The 13,511-nt window shown below is 73.8% G+C and carries 17 protein-coding genes; 13 read left to right on the top strand and 4 right to left on the bottom strand.

Features of this window, described 5'->3' with window-relative positions:
- Positions 1-18: 18 nt before the first annotated feature.
- Entirely contained in the window at positions 19-801 is a 783-nt protein-coding gene (locus tag A8711_RS13425; RefSeq protein WP_069088399.1) for a DUF2470 domain-containing protein, read from the top strand.
- Here the strand turns inward: A8711_RS13425 and A8711_RS13420 are convergent.
- The 3 genes from A8711_RS13420 to A8711_RS13410 are packed head-to-tail and all read right to left on the bottom strand — an operon-like array spanning position 798 to position 2,780.
- Positions 798-983 (bottom strand): hypothetical protein, encoded by a 186-nt coding sequence (locus tag A8711_RS13420; RefSeq protein WP_069088398.1) that lies wholly within the window; start codon positions 981-983, stop codon positions 798-800. The two genes, A8711_RS13425 and A8711_RS13420, sit on opposite strands and share 4 nt — an antisense overlap.
- Positions 983-2,398, bottom strand: a complete 1,416-nt coding sequence (locus A8711_RS13415) for an NAD(P)-binding domain-containing protein (protein WP_069088397.1) — start codon at positions 2,396-2,398, stop codon at positions 983-985. The genes A8711_RS13420 and A8711_RS13415 overlap by 1 nt, the downstream gene beginning before the upstream one ends.
- Before the next feature lie 55 nt (positions 2,399-2,453).
- Positions 2,454-2,780 carry an ArsR/SmtB family transcription factor gene (locus A8711_RS13410; protein ID WP_369799347.1) on the bottom strand — a complete coding sequence of 109 codons (327 nt, stop codon included), beginning with the start codon at positions 2,778-2,780 and terminating at the stop codon, positions 2,454-2,456.
- Positions 2,781-3,108: 328 nt separating this feature from the next.
- Here A8711_RS13410 and A8711_RS13405 point away from each other — a divergent pair, with 328 nt between their 5' ends.
- From A8711_RS13405 to A8711_RS13380, 6 genes are all read left to right on the top strand, one after another.
- Positions 3,109-3,534, top strand: a complete 426-nt coding sequence (locus tag A8711_RS13405) for a metalloregulator ArsR/SmtB family transcription factor (protein ID WP_069088396.1) — start codon at positions 3,109-3,111, stop codon at positions 3,532-3,534.
- A gap of 18 nt (positions 3,535-3,552) precedes the next feature.
- The gene (locus A8711_RS13400; RefSeq protein ID WP_069088395.1) at positions 3,553-4,245 is read left to right on the top strand and encodes a helix-turn-helix domain-containing protein; all 693 of its coding nucleotides are present in this window, start codon (positions 3,553-3,555) and stop codon (positions 4,243-4,245) included.
- 100 nt (positions 4,246-4,345) lie between these two features.
- Positions 4,346-5,431: an ACR3 family arsenite efflux transporter gene (gene arsB / locus A8711_RS13395; protein WP_069088394.1), complete on the top strand. Its 1,086-nt coding sequence runs from the start codon at positions 4,346-4,348 to the stop codon at positions 5,429-5,431.
- A gap of 56 nt (positions 5,432-5,487) precedes the next feature.
- Positions 5,488-5,895 (top strand): arsenate reductase ArsC, encoded by a 408-nt coding sequence (locus tag A8711_RS13390; RefSeq protein ID WP_069088393.1) that lies wholly within the window; start codon positions 5,488-5,490, stop codon positions 5,893-5,895.
- A gap of 78 nt (positions 5,896-5,973) precedes the next feature.
- Positions 5,974-6,336, top strand: a complete 363-nt coding sequence (locus tag A8711_RS13385; protein WP_043323144.1) for a helix-turn-helix transcriptional regulator — start codon at positions 5,974-5,976, stop codon at positions 6,334-6,336.
- A 118-nt stretch (positions 6,337-6,454) separates the two neighbouring features.
- Positions 6,455-7,129: a pyridoxamine 5'-phosphate oxidase family protein gene (locus A8711_RS13380; protein WP_069088392.1), complete on the top strand. Its 675-nt coding sequence runs from the start codon at positions 6,455-6,457 to the stop codon at positions 7,127-7,129.
- Positions 7,130-7,171: 42 nt separating this feature from the next.
- On the opposite strand, the gene A8711_RS13375 is transcribed toward A8711_RS13380, so the two are convergent.
- Positions 7,172-8,077 carry a helix-turn-helix domain-containing protein gene (locus A8711_RS13375; protein ID WP_205796698.1) on the bottom strand — a complete coding sequence of 302 codons (906 nt, stop codon included), beginning with the start codon at positions 8,075-8,077 and terminating at the stop codon, positions 7,172-7,174.
- A 298-nt stretch (positions 8,078-8,375) separates the two neighbouring features.
- Here A8711_RS13375 and A8711_RS13370 point away from each other — a divergent pair, with 298 nt between their 5' ends.
- Genes A8711_RS13370 through A8711_RS13345 form a run of 6 tightly spaced genes read left to right on the top strand, consistent with a single transcriptional unit; the run spans position 8,376 to position 13,493 of the window.
- Entirely contained in the window at positions 8,376-8,753 is a 378-nt protein-coding gene (locus tag A8711_RS13370; protein WP_064445565.1) for a cupin domain-containing protein, read from the top strand.
- Positions 8,746-10,110 (top strand): class I tRNA ligase family protein, encoded by a 1,365-nt coding sequence (locus tag A8711_RS13365; protein ID WP_069088391.1) that lies wholly within the window; start codon positions 8,746-8,748, stop codon positions 10,108-10,110. The genes A8711_RS13370 and A8711_RS13365 overlap by 8 nt, the downstream gene beginning before the upstream one ends.
- Positions 10,103-11,140, top strand: coding sequence for an FAD-binding oxidoreductase (locus A8711_RS13360; protein ID WP_069088670.1), 1,038 nt, complete (start codon positions 10,103-10,105; stop codon positions 11,138-11,140). Before A8711_RS13365 ends, A8711_RS13360 begins: the two co-directional genes overlap by 8 nt.
- Positions 11,141-11,156: 16 nt before the next feature.
- Entirely contained in the window at positions 11,157-12,416 is a 1,260-nt protein-coding gene (locus tag A8711_RS13355; protein WP_064445563.1) for a lysine N(6)-hydroxylase/L-ornithine N(5)-oxygenase family protein, read from the top strand.
- A gap of 5 nt (positions 12,417-12,421) precedes the next feature.
- A complete protein-coding gene (locus A8711_RS13350; RefSeq protein ID WP_233607666.1) occupies positions 12,422-12,802 on the top strand; it encodes a hypothetical protein in 381 nt (126 codons plus the stop codon).
- On the top strand, positions 12,795-13,493 hold the full coding sequence (locus A8711_RS13345; RefSeq protein ID WP_069088389.1) for a LysE family translocator: 699 nt from the start codon (positions 12,795-12,797) through the stop codon (positions 13,491-13,493). The genes A8711_RS13350 and A8711_RS13345 overlap by 8 nt, the downstream gene beginning before the upstream one ends.
- Positions 13,494-13,511 lie beyond the last annotated feature (18 nt).

Raw genomic sequence — 13,511 nt, 5'->3', positions numbered from 1 at the left:
CCGGCCGAGGAGACAGACATGGCGTTGCACCCCGCCGGGCGCCCGGCCCCGTCGACCGGCGTCACCCCGGTCGCCGCCGGGCCGTCTCCGGTCACCTCCACGCCCCGCGACGCCGTCGCCGCCCGGTGCGTGCTGAGCGCTGCCTTGTCGCTGCGGCTGACGCTCGGCGACACCACCGCCGACCTCCTGTCCGCCCACGCAGTCCTCCCCGACGGCACGATCGTCCTCGCGGTCGACGCGATGAGCCGCACCGGCGGCCTGCTGGTGGCCGCGCGCGGTCACCGCGGTGCGGTACGCGTGGACGTGACCCACCTCGCTCCGGTCGCCGTACGCTCGCGGGTGCGGGACCGGCTGCGGATCCTGGGCACCGCCCGCCGCTTCGACCCGGCCGCGCTCGACGCCTGCGACCCGGCCACCGTGATGTCGCTGCTCGACCTGCCGCCGGTGGCGCTGTGGGCGATCGAGCCGGACGAGATCCTCCTCGACCGGGCCACCGAACCCGTCGCGGTGGACCTCGGCACGTACCGCGCCGCCCGCCCGGACCCGATCGCCGTCGACGAGGCCGCCCACCTCGCGCACCTGACCCGGTGCCACGGCGACCTCCTGGACCGGCTCGGTGCGCTCGTCGACAGCGCCGTCAGCGCCGGCGCGACGCGGATGGTCCCGGTCGCGCTCGACGCCGAGGGCATCGTGCTGCGCGCGGAGCGGCCGGACGGTCACGCCGACATCCGGTTGTCCTTCCTCCACCCGGTCACCGCCGGCGCCGGCCTCGCCGGGGCGCTGCGGACGCTGCTCGGCTAGGGCTGCCCGCTTCCTACCGAGCGCATCGCGGCGGCGGCGAGAAGGCAGGCGGTGGTGACCGCGGCCAGCAGGAGGTGGAGGGTGGCGTACCCGATGGTGCTGGTGACGGCGAGGGCGGCGACGAGGCGCCACCCGTGACGCCCGCCGGCCGTGGGGCCGGCGGGCGCCGTCGTGGTGGTCATCAGCTGGTGCAGCAGCCGCCGGTCTCACCGTTGGTCGGGGTGTCGAGGCTGACCAGGCTGAGCGGCGCGGAGAGCAGGCCCCCGGAGATTCCGGTCGCCAGCCCTTGTGCGGCCGGCGTGGCCGCCGGGTCGGGGCCGCAGCAGCCGTCCGCGCCGGTGGAGTCGGCGGGGTTGCTGTTGCAGACGCCGGTCTCGGGCAGGTCGAGCTGGACGTCGCGGGCGGCGTCCCAGTCGCCGGCGAGAGCGGCGACGACGGAGCGGACCTGCTCGTAGCCGGTGGCCATCAGGAACGTCGGCGCGCGGCCGTAGCTCTTCATGCCGACGGCGTAGTAGCCGACCTCGGGGTGCGCGAGTTCGGCGGCGCCGTGCGGCGGGACGGTGCCGCAGGAGTGCTCGTTCGGGTCGATCAGCGGGGCGAGGGCGCGGGTGGCTCCCATGACCGGGTCGAGGTCCAGGCGCAGCTCGGCCGCGATGGAGTGGTCGGGGCGGAAGCCGGTGGCGGCGACGACGCGGTCCACGGTGACGGACTCGTCGGTGCCGTCGGCGTGCCGGACGGCCACGGTGACCCGGCCCTCGGCCGGGGTGAGGGCGTGTACGGAGAATCCGGTGAGCAGCCTGATCCGGCCGGCGTCGACGTGGTCGCGCAGCCGGGCGCCGAGCGCGCCGCGGGCGGGCAGAGCGTCGGCGTCTCCGCCGCCGTAGGTGCGGGCGGGGCTGGCCGAGCGGATCGCCCAGGTCACCTCGGTGCCGGGTTCGGCGGTGGCCAGCTCGGCCAGGGAGAGCAGGGTGTTCGCGGCGGAGTGGCCGGCGCCGACGACGAGGGTGTGCCGGCCGGCGAAGCGGTCCCGGCCGCTGCCGAGCACGTCGGGCAGGGCGTGCTCGAGGAACGCCGCGGCGTCCGTCTCGCCGCGGGCGGGCAGGCCGGAGGCGCCGAGGACGTTGGGGGTGCCCCAGGTGCCGGAGGCGTCGATGACGGCGCGGGCGAGCAACTCGTCGCCGCCGGCGAGGCGGATCAGGAACGGCGTCTGTTCGCGGCCGGCGGTGCGCAGCCGGTCCAGGCCGAGCCGGCTGATCGCCTCCACCCGCGCGCCGTAGCGCAGGTGGGGCTTGAGCTGCGGCAGGTCCGCGAGCGGCTGGAGATAGTCGGTGACCAGCTCGGCGCCGGTGGGCAGGGCATCCTCGACCGGGGCGACCCAGCTGGCGTCGTCGAGCAGCCGGCGGGCGGCGGGGTCGACGTTGTAGCGCCACGGGGAGAACAGCCGCACGTGCCCCCACTGCCGCACCGCCGCGCCGGTGGTGTCCCCGGCCTCCAGGACGAGGAAGGGCAGCTCACGCTCGTGCAGGTGGGCGGCGGCGGCGAGACCCACCGGGCCCGCGCCGATCACCACGACGGGCGACTCGTCCAGGACACTCATCGGGAACTCCTCGGTGTTGAGAATGGCGGATCAAGAGGTGCGGGTGACGCCTGCCTCAGCAGGCTCCGACCGGATCGGGGGCCGGGCGGCCCATGACGACGTCGGCGGCGGACGGGAAGCACCCGACACAGGCGTCGTTGATGCGGTAGTGGCGTGCGGTGCCGACCGGCTCGACGAGCACGAACCGCACCTCGGTGAGGATCTTCAGGTGCTGGGAGACGGTGGACTGGGCGAGCCCGACGGCGGCGACGATCTCCCCCACACTCATCGGCCGGGCGTGGCGGGCCAGGTACTCCACCACCTGCACCCGCGTCGGGTCCGCGAGGGCCCGGAACCACGAGGCATAGGTCTGCGCGGTGTCGCGGTCGAGGAGGTCCCCCATCATCTCTCCCTCCATCGTTAATCGCCGATTGACGATGGAAGCCTAGCAGGCGCCGGAGCGGGCGATCCGCAGGGCAGCGGTCCCGCTTCTCAGCGGGGTGCCGTCAGCGCGTAGGCGGTGGTGCGGGCGCGGTCGCGGAGGCGGGCGATCCTCTGCGCGGGAGTGGACACCCGGGCGCAGGAGTCGCAGAACCGGACCCCTGCCACGGATGACGGCCGGCGACGCGGGAAGCCGAACATGACGAGCCTCATTTCCTGGGAGCACCTTGTCTTGACATATGTCTAAACAGAGAGTTGCACGCTGATTAGATGGATGTCAACCTAGGGGCATGCCGAAGCGCCAAGCGCCGATCCCCCTCGTCGACCTCGACGCCGACGCGCCGTGCTGCCCCCCACTGGCGCAGCGCCGGGTCCCGGCAGAGACGGCCGCGATCCTCGCGCCCGCGTTCAAGGCCCTCGGTGATCCGGTACGGCTGCAGCTGATGTCGATGATCGCGTCCGCCGACGGCGGCGAGGCCTGCGTGTGCGACCTGACGCCGGCGTTCGACCTGACCGGGCCGACGATCTCTCATCACCTCAAGACCTTGCGCGAGGCAGGCCTGGTGGACGCCGAACGGCGGGGCACGTGGGTCTACTACCGGGCGCGGCCACAGATCCTGCGCCAGCTCGCCGGCCTGCTGTCGATCGAGCCGACCGCCGCGGCGACTCGCGCTCCCGGGGGATCCGGCCGCGCCGGCTTGACGCCTCCAGATTAATCAGAAATTATTGAGTCAATGGACATTGAGTCTTACTCGCTGGTCGAGCGCGCGCGGGTCCATGCGGCGTTGGGCGACCCGGCCCGCCTGGCCATCGTGGACGCGCTCACCCTGGGCGACGCCTCACCCGGGGAGATCGCACACACCCTCGCCATGCCGACGAACCTGGTCGCCCATCACGTCAAGGTCCTCGCCGACGCGGGCCTCGTCGTCCGGGGCCGGTCGGAGGGCGATCGGCGACGCATCTACCTTCGACTCCGACCGGCCGCCCTCTCCGCCCTCACGCCGCCACCACTGGCGGGCGCGCATCGGGTCGTCTTCGTCTGCACCCACAACTCCGCCCGCTCGCAACTGGCCGCGGCCCTGTGGAGGCAGCGCGCCAACGGCGACGCCGCATCCGCCGGCACCAGGCCGGCGCCGCGGGTCCATCCCCGCGCGCTCGCCGTGGCCCACCGCCACGCCCTCGACCTCGACCCGGCCGGCACCGCACACGTCGACGACGTCGTCCGGGACGGCGACCTGGTCATCGCCGTCTGCGACAACGCCCACGAGGAACTCACCGGGCCGGTCCGCCCCCGCCTGCACTGGTCCGTGCCGGACCCGGCCCGCGTCGACACCGACGAAGCGTTCGAGGCGGCCTACGCCGACCTCGCCGACCGCGTCGATCGCGTCGCCCCGCACACCGCCGCACCCTGCGGGAAGCCGGCCTGATCACCGCCTCAGTCTGCGGGCGCCCGACGCAGCCGCCCGGCACAGGGCGACCCCACCCGACGCGCACGCGCCGGCACCGACGATCCACGGGAGCAGACCGATGAGCACCGCCACCAGAGCCGAAGACGCCCCACCGTTGGTGGCACGCCTCTCGCGCCTCGACCGGTTCCTGCCGGTCTGGATCGGCCTGGCCATGGTCGCCGGCCTGCTGCTCGGCCGGATCGTTCCCGGCCTGGACGACGCTCTCGACGCCGTCCAGGTCGGTGGCATCTCCCTGCCCATCGCCCTCGGCCTGCTGATCATGATGTATCCGGTACTGGCCAAGGTCCGTTACGACCGCCTCGACACCGTCACCGGTGACCGGCGCCTCCTGGTCTCGTCGCTGATCCTCAACTGGATCGTCGGTCCCGCCGTCATGTTCGCCCTGGCCTGGATGTTCCTGGCCGACCAGCCGGAGTACCGCACCGGTCTGATCATCGTCGGCCTGGCCCGCTGCATCGCGATGGTCATCATCTGGAACGACCTGGCCTGCGGCGACCGGGAGGCGGCAGCGGTCCTCGTCGCCGTCAACTCGGTGTTCCAGGTCCTCGCGTTCGGCCTGCTCGGCTGGTTCTACCTGTCGGTGCTGCCGGGCTGGCTGGGTCTGGACGGCGCCGCGCTGCAGGTCTCCGGCTGGGAGATCGCCGGCAACGTGCTCGTCTTCCTCGGCATCCCCCTGCTCGCCGGCTACCTGTCCCGCCGCCTCGGCGAACGGACCAGGGGCCGCGACTGGTACGAGCGGCGATTCCTGCCCAGGGTCGGGCCCGTCGCCCTGTACGGACTGCTGTTCACCATCGTCGTCCTGTTCGCCCTGCAGGGTGAGGCCATCACCGACCGGCCGGTCGACGTGGCCCGCATCGCCCTGCCGCTGCTGGCCTACTTCGCCCTCATGTGGGCCGGCTCCTACCTGCTCGGCCGGGCCATCGGCCTGAACTACGAACGCACCACCACCCTGGCCTTCACCGCGGCGGGCAACAACTTCGAACTGGCGATCGCGGTCGCGATCGGCACCTTCGGGATCGCCTCCGGCCAGGCCCTCGCCGGCGTCGTCGGCCCGCTGATCGAGGTTCCGGTTCTCGTCGGCCTGGTCTACGTGTCGCTGTGGGCCCGTGCCCGCCTGTTCCCCGCGCCGGGAACCCGGCCATGAGATGCCCCGACCGCGCCGCGGCACGCCACGGCAACCATCAGGATCATGGAGACCCGATGAGCGACAAACCCAGCGTCCTGTTCGTCTGCGTGCACAACGCCGGCCGTTCCCAGATGGCCGCCGGGTGGCTGCGCCACCTCGCCGGCGACACCGTCGAGGTCCGCTCCGCCGGAAGCGCGCCCGCCGACCAGGTCAACCCCGCCGCCGTCGAGGCCATGCGGGAGGTCGGCATCGACATCACCGACCAGACCCCCAAGCGCCTGGAGTACGAGACGGCGGAGTCCTCCGACGTCATCGTCACCATGGGCTGCGGTGACGCCTGCCCCGTCTTCCCGGGCAGGCGATACGAGGACTGGAAGCTGGAAGACCCCGCGGGCAAGGGCGTCGACGCGGTACGCCCCATCCGAGACGAGATCCGCGCCCGGGTGGAACGGCTGCTCGCCGACCTGCGCCCCGCCGCCTGACACCCCTGTCGTGCGACTCACCATGATCCGGTCCTGGTTGCACCGTCATGCGGCGGCCGTTGATGCAACGATGCAAGCGTGGGAACTGCGAAAACTGCCACCCCTGCCATCTCGCCGCTGACCGGCGAGCCGATCAAGCGTGCCGATGCCGAACGCCTCGCGGGAGTGCTGAAGGCGTTGGCCGACCCGGCCCGGCTGCGCCTGCTCAGCCTGATCCAGTCCGCTCCGGAGGGCGAGGCGTCCGTCAGCGACCTCACCGCGCCGCTCGGGCTCTCCCAGCCGACCGTCAGCCATCACCTTCGGATCCTCACCGAGGCCGGTCTGATCGAGCGGGAGAAGCGGGGTGTGTGGGCGTACTACCGTCTGGTGCCGTCCGCGATCTCGGCGATCGCCGAACTGCTGACGCCACCTCGTAAGCGACCGACGAGGAAGGTCCGCTGAGCAGGCGACCGCGGGGCTGCCGCGAGCACCCGCCGACCTGACCGGGTCGCCCCCGCCGGCCCCCTTGAGGAGCGCCGTCCGGCCCGGTAGAAACGGCGGGACCGACGGGAGATCAGCTATGACCGATGCCGACGGGCAGTTGTCCGCGACGCCCCGCACGAGCCTGCGCCGGATGAAGGAGAAGGGGCACCGCGACCGCGCCGCCCTGTTCGACGTGCTCCGGGCCGGGTTCGTCTGCCACCTCGGCGTCCTGGTGGACGGTCACCCGATGGTGGTGCCGACCGTCTACGGGTTCGACGACCGCCACCTCTACCTGCACGGCTCGGTGGCCAGCCGGAGCCTCACCACCGACACCGACGTCTGCGTCACGGTCACCGTGGTCGACGGCCTGGTGCTGGCGCGCTCGGTGTTCGAGCACGGCGTCAACTACCGCAGCGCGATGATCTACGGCCGGCCCCGGTGGGTGACCGGCACCGAGGAGAAGCTGCACGGACTCCGCCTGCTCACCGAGCACGTCGCCCCCGGCCAGTGGGACCACGCCCGCCGCCCGAACCGGCGGGAGCTGGCGGCCACGGCCCTGCTGGCGCTGCCGCTGGCCGAGGCGTCGGTGAAGACGCGCAGCGGCCCGCCGGACGACGGCGACAGCCCGGACGCCGCGCTCGGACTCTGGGCCGGCGAGCTTCCGCTCGTGGCCCGCTGGGAGCAGCCGGTGACCGACCCGGCGCTCCCGCCGACCGCGCCGGTGCCGGCCCACGTGGCCGCCCGCGCCGGCACCCGCGCCGACCGGCGCTGACCGGGGCGCCCGCGCCGCGCGACCGCCCCGGTCCGCCGGTCCCTACCGCAGTTGGCGGGCCACCTCCGCCAGCGGCAGCCGGGGCGCGACGGCGGCGCGGGCGGCGACCACCGCCAGCGCCCGGGGCACCCCCGCGCAGTGGGCGATGATCTGCCGTACCGCCTCGCGTTCGGCGGTGAGGCGACGCTCGCCGAGACGGGCCGCCAGCAGCTCCCACGCCTCACCGGCCGCCAGCTCGTCCACCACGACCGGACGCGCGGCCTCGCCGACGACCAGTCCGGTGAGGCGGTCCCGGCTGGTCACCACCACCATGCAGCCGGGGACACCGGGTAGCAGCGGCCGGACCTGTTCGGCGTCGCGCGCGTCGTCGAGCACGATGAGCATCCGGCGCCCGGCGAGCACGCTGCGGTACAGCCCGGTGCGCGCGGCCGGACCGCAGGGAATGCCGCCGGGCACGTCGAGCGCCTCGATGAGGCCGGCGAGCGCCTCCGCGGGCGCCACCGCCGGCCGGCGCGAGTCGCTTCCGCCGAGCTGGACGTGCAGCACCCCGTCGACGAACCGTGCGGCGGACCGGTGGGCCCAGCGCAGCGCCAGCGCCGTCTTGCCGATCCCGGAGCGTCCGGACAGGACGCAGACCACCACGCTGGACATCCGCCGCGGTCCGCCGTCGAGCAGCCGGTCGAGTTGCCGTAGTTGTGCCGAACGGCCGGTGAAGCCGGGAATCTCCAGCGGCAACTGCATGGGGCGGATCCGGGCCGGCGCCGGGTGGGCCGGCAGGCCGAGCACGTCGCGCAGCAGCCGCACTGTCGCCGGGCGCGGGCGGGTCACCCGCGACGACTCCAGGTTGCGGATGCTCCGGACGCTCAGTCCGGTGCGGGCGGCCAGTTCCTCCTGAGTCAGGTTGGCTCGTCGCCGAGCGGTAGCAATTTCGTCACCCAACGTATCCATGTAGCCGATCACAGCGTCGTCTCCGTACCGGTTCTGGTGGATTCGTACAGGCGGACCACCACTGCGCGGCCACTGAGCGGGCAATCAGTAGCGCCATTGCCGGTGATCTGCCGGTGTAGCTCCTGTTGGCCAGCCGAGGTTAGGTCCACAGTGGGTCCGACGCTATCGACCGAAGTCGAATTGCCACTCCGGCAGGCGGTTGGCTCTGCGTCGCAGAAGCACCACTTCCGGTCACTCTCCGCAAACCCAGATCCGTCCGGCGCGCCCGACGGGCATCGCGCCGACCAGGAGGACGAACATGCGAAGGTACGTCAGCGACACCGCCGAGCTCACCGACGAGTACGGCATCCAGATCGGCCGCTGGACCCAGTACCGCGATCTCGGCCCGTTGCCGTTCGACGCCATGTGGTGCGTGATCCCGCCCGGCGGCAGCAGCACCGAGGACGTCCACCCCGAGGTGGAGTTCGCCGTGGTGACCCGCGGCACCGCCATCTACGAGGCGGGCGGCGAGAAGGTCGAGGTGCCGACCGGCGGGGTGATCCTGCTCGAACCCGAGCAGCGCCACGTCATCCACAACCCCTCCCCCGAACAGCCGCTGACCATCCTGAGCGTCTACTGGATGCCGCGCCCCGAGACCGGCCGGACGGACGCGGGCGACGGGACCGGCCGTGGCTGACGATCCGGCCGGGCGGGGCGCGGTGCTCCTGGTCACCCCGCCGCCCACCCCGAACGGTCCGCTGCACCTCGGGCACCTCAGCGGCCCGTACGTCGCCGGGGACGTGGCGGCCCGCGCGCTGCGCGCCGCCGGCCGGCGGGTGGTGACCCAGTGCGGGCTGGACGCCCACCAGAACTACGTGCTCGCCCGGGCGGAGGCGCACGGCGAGACGCCGGCCGACACGGTCGCCCGCTACGGGTCGCTGATCCACGCCGCGTTGCGCGCCGCGCGGATCCGGTACGACGTGATGGCCGACCCACTGGCCGACGAGGCGTACCGCCGGGCGGTGGCCGGCCTGCTCACCGAACTGGTCGAGGCGAAGGTGCTCGAGGTCGCGCCGGTGTCGCTGCGCGCCTGCGCGGCCTGCCGGCGGACCCTGCACCACGTGCGGGTCGCCGGGCGCTGCCCGGCCTGCGGTGCCGGCGCGAACGGCGGCACCTGCGAGGGGTGCGGCGGCTTCTGCACCGCCGCGAACCTGGTCGACGCGCGGTCCACCTGCTGCGACGCGCCGCCGGAGCCGGTCACCCACACCGTGCCGGTGCTGCGGCTGGACGAGCACCGGGAGCGGCTCACCGAGTTCTGGTCCGGGGCGGTGCTGCCGCCCCGGCTGCGCCGGCTCGTCGCGTCGTACCTGGACGGCGGGCTGCCGGAGGTGCCGCTGGCGTACCCGACGGACTGGGGCATCGAGTGGGACGACGGCCTGCGCATCGACGTCTGGGCCGAGATGGCCCTGGCCAACCTGCTGCTGCCCGCCCGCCACCTGCGGCCGGACGCGGACACCCTGGCCGGGTACCTCGACGCGTGGCGGGACGTGGGCGAGCAGTGGATCTTCCTCGGGGTGGACAACGCCTTCTACTACGCGCTGCTCATCCCCGCCCTGCACCTGGCCGCCGGGCTGCCCGACCGGCCCACCGGCCTGGTGGTGAACGAGTTCTACCGGCTCACCGGCGCGAAGTTCTCCACCAGCCGGGGCCACGCGATCTGGGCGCACGAGTTCCTCGCCGACGAGGACCCGGCCGTGGTGCGGGCGTTCCTGAGCTGGGACCGGCCGGACCGCTACGAGTCGGACTTCCGGCCCGAGGTGTACGAGGCGTTCAAGGCGCGCTACGCCGCCACGCGCGCCGGGGCCGTACCCGGTCTGGACGGTGTGCTCGCCGACGTCGAGCTGACCCGGGGCGAGCAGGCCCTGCGCCCGGCGCACTTCGACAGCGCCACCGTCGTCCGGGCGGCGCTGGCCGCGTACCCCGGTGACCCGGACCGGGCGGCCCGCCTGCTCGACGTCGTCGGCGGCGCGGAACCGGCGGCCTCCGGTGGGTGAGCCCCGCGTGCTCGTCGTCGGCGCCGGCCTCGCCGGTGTCCTGCTCGCCCGGCGGCTGCGGGACGCGGGCGCCGAGGCGGTGCTGGTCGGCCCGCACGGCGGCGGTCCGGGCGGCGGGCACGCCGACGCCACCGCCGCCTCCGGTGGCCTGGCACGCGCCTTCGAGCCCGATCCGGCCGCCCGGGCCCTGGCCACCGCGAGCCTCGCCGAGCTGTGGGACGACCCGGCGCTCGCCGCGGCCGCCGGGTGGCGGGCCACCGGCTCGCTCTACCTGCTCGACGCCGTCGACGCCGGTGCGGCGGCCGGCGTGGCCGGGGCCGAGGTGCTGACCCGCGACGAGGTCTCCCGGCGGTTCGGCTTCGACCGGCTCCCGGACGGCACGGTGGGGGTCTGGGAACGCCGGGCCGGCCACCTCGACCCGGACCGGTTGCGCCGCAGCGTCCTGCGGGGCCTGGACCGGACCGAGACCACGCCGGTGGCCCGCCTCGGCGACGGCGCGGTCGACCTGCGCGACGGCCGCCGCCTCACCGGTGACCTGGTCGTGGTGGCGGCCGGGGCGTGGACGCCGGGCCTGCTGCGCGCCGCCAGGCTGCCGAGCACGCTGCGCACCAAGCACATCCAGTACGCCCACCACCGCACCGGCCGGGCCGACCTGCCGTGTTTCGTCGACGAGACGAGCGGCCTGTACGGGCGGCCCGCCGGTCCGGGACGTGTCCTTCTCGGCCTGCCCAGCGACCGCTGGGACGTCGACCCGCCCGCGCCCGCGCCGGACACCGGGCTGGCGGCGCGGGTGCGGGCGGTCGCCGCGCGGCGGCTACCCGGCCTGGACCCGCGCCCGGACGGCCCGCCGGTCAGCGCCGTCGACTGCTACAGCGACCCGCCCGGCCTGGCCCTGCGCGCAGTGGCCGGCGCCGTGCACACCTTCACCGGCGGCAGCGGCGGCGCCGCCAAGACCGTCCTGGCCGCCAGCCGGCTCGCCGCCACCGCCCTGCTGAACTCCCGATCCGCGATCCGTGTCCCGCACGGCTAGACACAGAGGCAGACTGATGACGCAGACCTATCACACAGTGGGAATTGGCGCGGGGCCGGCGAACCTGAGCCTCGCCGCGATGTACGACGCGCTCGCGCCGCACGACATCGCGCTGTTCGAGGCGCGGGACCAGCCGGGCTGGCACGACGGGATGCTGCACAGCGGCGTACGCATGCAGACCGGCTGGGTCAAGGACCTGGTCTCGCTCTACGACCCGACGCACCCGCTGTCGTTCCTCAACTACCTGGTCACCACCGGCCGGGTCTACGCCCTGCTGGGCGCCGGTTTCGACACCATCCCCCGGATCGAGTACCAGCAGTACCTGGTGTGGGCGGCGGAGCAGTTGCCGCGCATCACCTACGGCGCCCGCGTCGACCGGGTCGAGTTCGACGGCGCGATCGTCACCCGCAGCGGCGGCGTCGAGGTCGCCCGCTCCCAGCACCTGGTGCTCGGCAGCGGGACCGTCCCCTTCGTACCGGACTTCCTGGACGCCCTCGACCCCCGGCACCTGTTCGTCGCCGACGAGCTGAACCGGCGCCTGGCCGGCGTGCCCGACGAGCCGGACGTGCCGTGGGTCGTGATCGGCAGCGGCCAGACCAGCGCGGAGTGCGTCGCAGCGCTGCTCGCCCGCGGCTGCCGCGACATCAAGTGGATCGGCCGGCGGTCCTGGTTCGCGCCGCTGGAGGACTCCCCCTCGGCGAACGACCTGTACCGGCCCGCCTACCAGGAGGCGTTCCTCAACCTGTCCCGCGACGTGCGGGAACGGCTCGTCTCCGGGCAGATCCTGACCAGCGACGGCATCTCCCCCGGCACGCTGCGCGGCGTCTACCAGCACAACTACGAGGAGCGGCTGCGGACCGGGCGGTTCCCGGTCACGATCATGCCGAGCCGTACCGTGACCGGCGCCCGGCAGCTCGACGGGGAGGTGGAGCTGGAGTGCCTCACCGCCGGCAGCGGTGAGGAACGGCACCGGGCGGTGAACGTGATCGTCGCGGCGGGCCGGCGGCTCGCCCCGCTCCCCTTCGATCCGGAGCTGTCCGCGCTGATCGACGTGGACGAGCGCGGCGAACCGGTGATCGAGTCGGACTACTCGATCCGGTGGAAGCACGCCGACGACCACAAGATCTTCGTGCTGAACCGGGGGCGGTACGTGCAGGGGCTCGTCGACTCCAACCTGAGCATCCTGCCGATCCGCAGCGCGATGATCCTGAACTCGATCGCCGGCCGCACGGTCTGCCGGTTCCGTGACGACTACGTGAGCACCCGGTGGGCGTGAGCGCGATGACGACATTCGACTACGACGGCCGCGTCTTCGTCTCCGTGGACCACGCCGGTGACGGCGCCGAGCCGCTGCGGGGGCACTACCACCAGCGCGGCGACCTGGTCTGGGCGGAGATCACCGGCGGCCCGGTCCGGCACGGCCGGCTCGCGGGAACCTGCGACGCGCAGGGCGTGGTGCGCTTCGCCTACCTGGAGGTGCTCACCGACGGCACCATAGTGGTCGGCGAGTGCGAGTCCCGGCCCGAGCGGCTGCCGGACGGCCGGATCCGGCTGCGGGAACAGTGGCGCCGGCACGGGCCACGCCAGGACAGCGGTGTCTCCGTCATCGAGGAGGCGGCGCCGGCGCTCGCCGCAGGACAGGAGAGCCGGCGTCGTGTCTGACATCCAGATCATCAGTTTCGTCGCCGCCAGCCTGCTCATCATCATCGTGCCGGGCGTCGACTTCGCGCTCGTCACCCGGCAGACCGTCAGGTACGGCCGGCGGGCCGGGTTCGTGGTGCTGGCCGGGCTGTTCGTCGCCGCGCTGGTGCACGCGTCGTTCGCCACCGCCGGCCTGTCCGCGCTGCTGGTCTCCTCGCCGACGCTCTACACGGTGCTGCGCGTCGCCGGCGCGCTGTACCTGCTCTACCTGGGCGGCACGATCCTCTGGGCCACCCGGCCGCGCCGGACGGCCCCGGCGGCGCAGCCGGTCCCGGTCGGCGCGGGCGGCGCCGGGCCGGACCCGGAGACCGGCCCCGCGCCGGTGCCGGAGGCCCCGGCCGCCGACGAGCCGCACGTGGCCCGCCGCTCGTTCGTCATGGGCGTCACCAGCCAGCTGTTGAACGTCAAGGTGGTCGTCTTCTACGTCTCGTTCGTGCCGCAGTTCGTCAGGCCCGGCGACGGGGCGGCGGCCCGCACGGCGGTGCTGGCCGCCACGTTCATCGGTCTCGCCGTGCTCTGGTGGGCCTGCTACATCATGCTCATCGACAGGTTGCAGCCCTGGCTGACCCGGCCGTCAGTGCTGCTGGTGATCGAACGGCTGACCGGGCTCATCCTGATCGTCCTGGCGATCCGGATCGCGCTGAGCCGGTGAGCGGCGACGGTGCCCGCC

Origin of the sequence: Micromonospora sp. II, assembly GCF_001709195.1 — a bacterium.
In the GTDB taxonomy this organism is placed as follows: Bacteria; Actinomycetota; Actinomycetes; order Mycobacteriales; family Micromonosporaceae; genus Micromonospora; species Micromonospora chalcea.
The sequence above is the reverse complement of the archived record's forward strand: the minus strand, read 5'-3'. Positions and strand labels throughout refer to the sequence as shown.

What these genes read in the sequence shown, in the direction of transcription:
- A8711_RS13405 (WP_069088396.1), top strand. Translation starts at nt 3,109, where the DNA reads ATGCCGAAGCGCCAAGCGCCGATCCCCCTCGTCGACCTCGACGCCGAC.
- A8711_RS13410 (WP_369799347.1), bottom strand. Translation starts at nt 2,780, where the DNA reads ATGGGGGACCTCCTCGACCGCGACACCGCGCAGACCTATGCCTCGTGG.
- A8711_RS13425 (WP_069088399.1), top strand. Translation starts at nt 19, where the DNA reads ATGGCGTTGCACCCCGCCGGGCGCCCGGCCCCGTCGACCGGCGTCACC.
- A8711_RS13420 (WP_069088398.1), bottom strand. Translation starts at nt 983, where the DNA reads ATGACCACCACGACGGCGCCCGCCGGCCCCACGGCCGGCGGGCGTCAC.
- A8711_RS13375 (WP_205796698.1), bottom strand. Translation starts at nt 8,077, where the DNA reads ATGGATACGTTGGGTGACGAAATTGCTACCGCTCGGCGACGAGCCAAC.
- A8711_RS13370 (WP_064445565.1), top strand. Translation starts at nt 8,376, where the DNA reads ATGCGAAGGTACGTCAGCGACACCGCCGAGCTCACCGACGAGTACGGC.
- A8711_RS13355 (WP_064445563.1), top strand. Translation starts at nt 11,157, where the DNA reads ATGACGCAGACCTATCACACAGTGGGAATTGGCGCGGGGCCGGCGAAC.
- A8711_RS13350 (WP_233607666.1), top strand. Translation starts at nt 12,422, where the DNA reads ATGACGACATTCGACTACGACGGCCGCGTCTTCGTCTCCGTGGACCAC.
- arsB (WP_069088394.1), top strand. Translation starts at nt 4,346, where the DNA reads ATGAGCACCGCCACCAGAGCCGAAGACGCCCCACCGTTGGTGGCACGC.
- A8711_RS13400 (WP_069088395.1), top strand. Translation starts at nt 3,553, where the DNA reads ATGGACATTGAGTCTTACTCGCTGGTCGAGCGCGCGCGGGTCCATGCG.
- A8711_RS13390 (WP_069088393.1), top strand. Translation starts at nt 5,488, where the DNA reads ATGAGCGACAAACCCAGCGTCCTGTTCGTCTGCGTGCACAACGCCGGC.
- A8711_RS13415 (WP_069088397.1), bottom strand. Translation starts at nt 2,398, where the DNA reads ATGAGTGTCCTGGACGAGTCGCCCGTCGTGGTGATCGGCGCGGGCCCG.
- A8711_RS13380 (WP_069088392.1), top strand. Translation starts at nt 6,455, where the DNA reads ATGACCGATGCCGACGGGCAGTTGTCCGCGACGCCCCGCACGAGCCTG.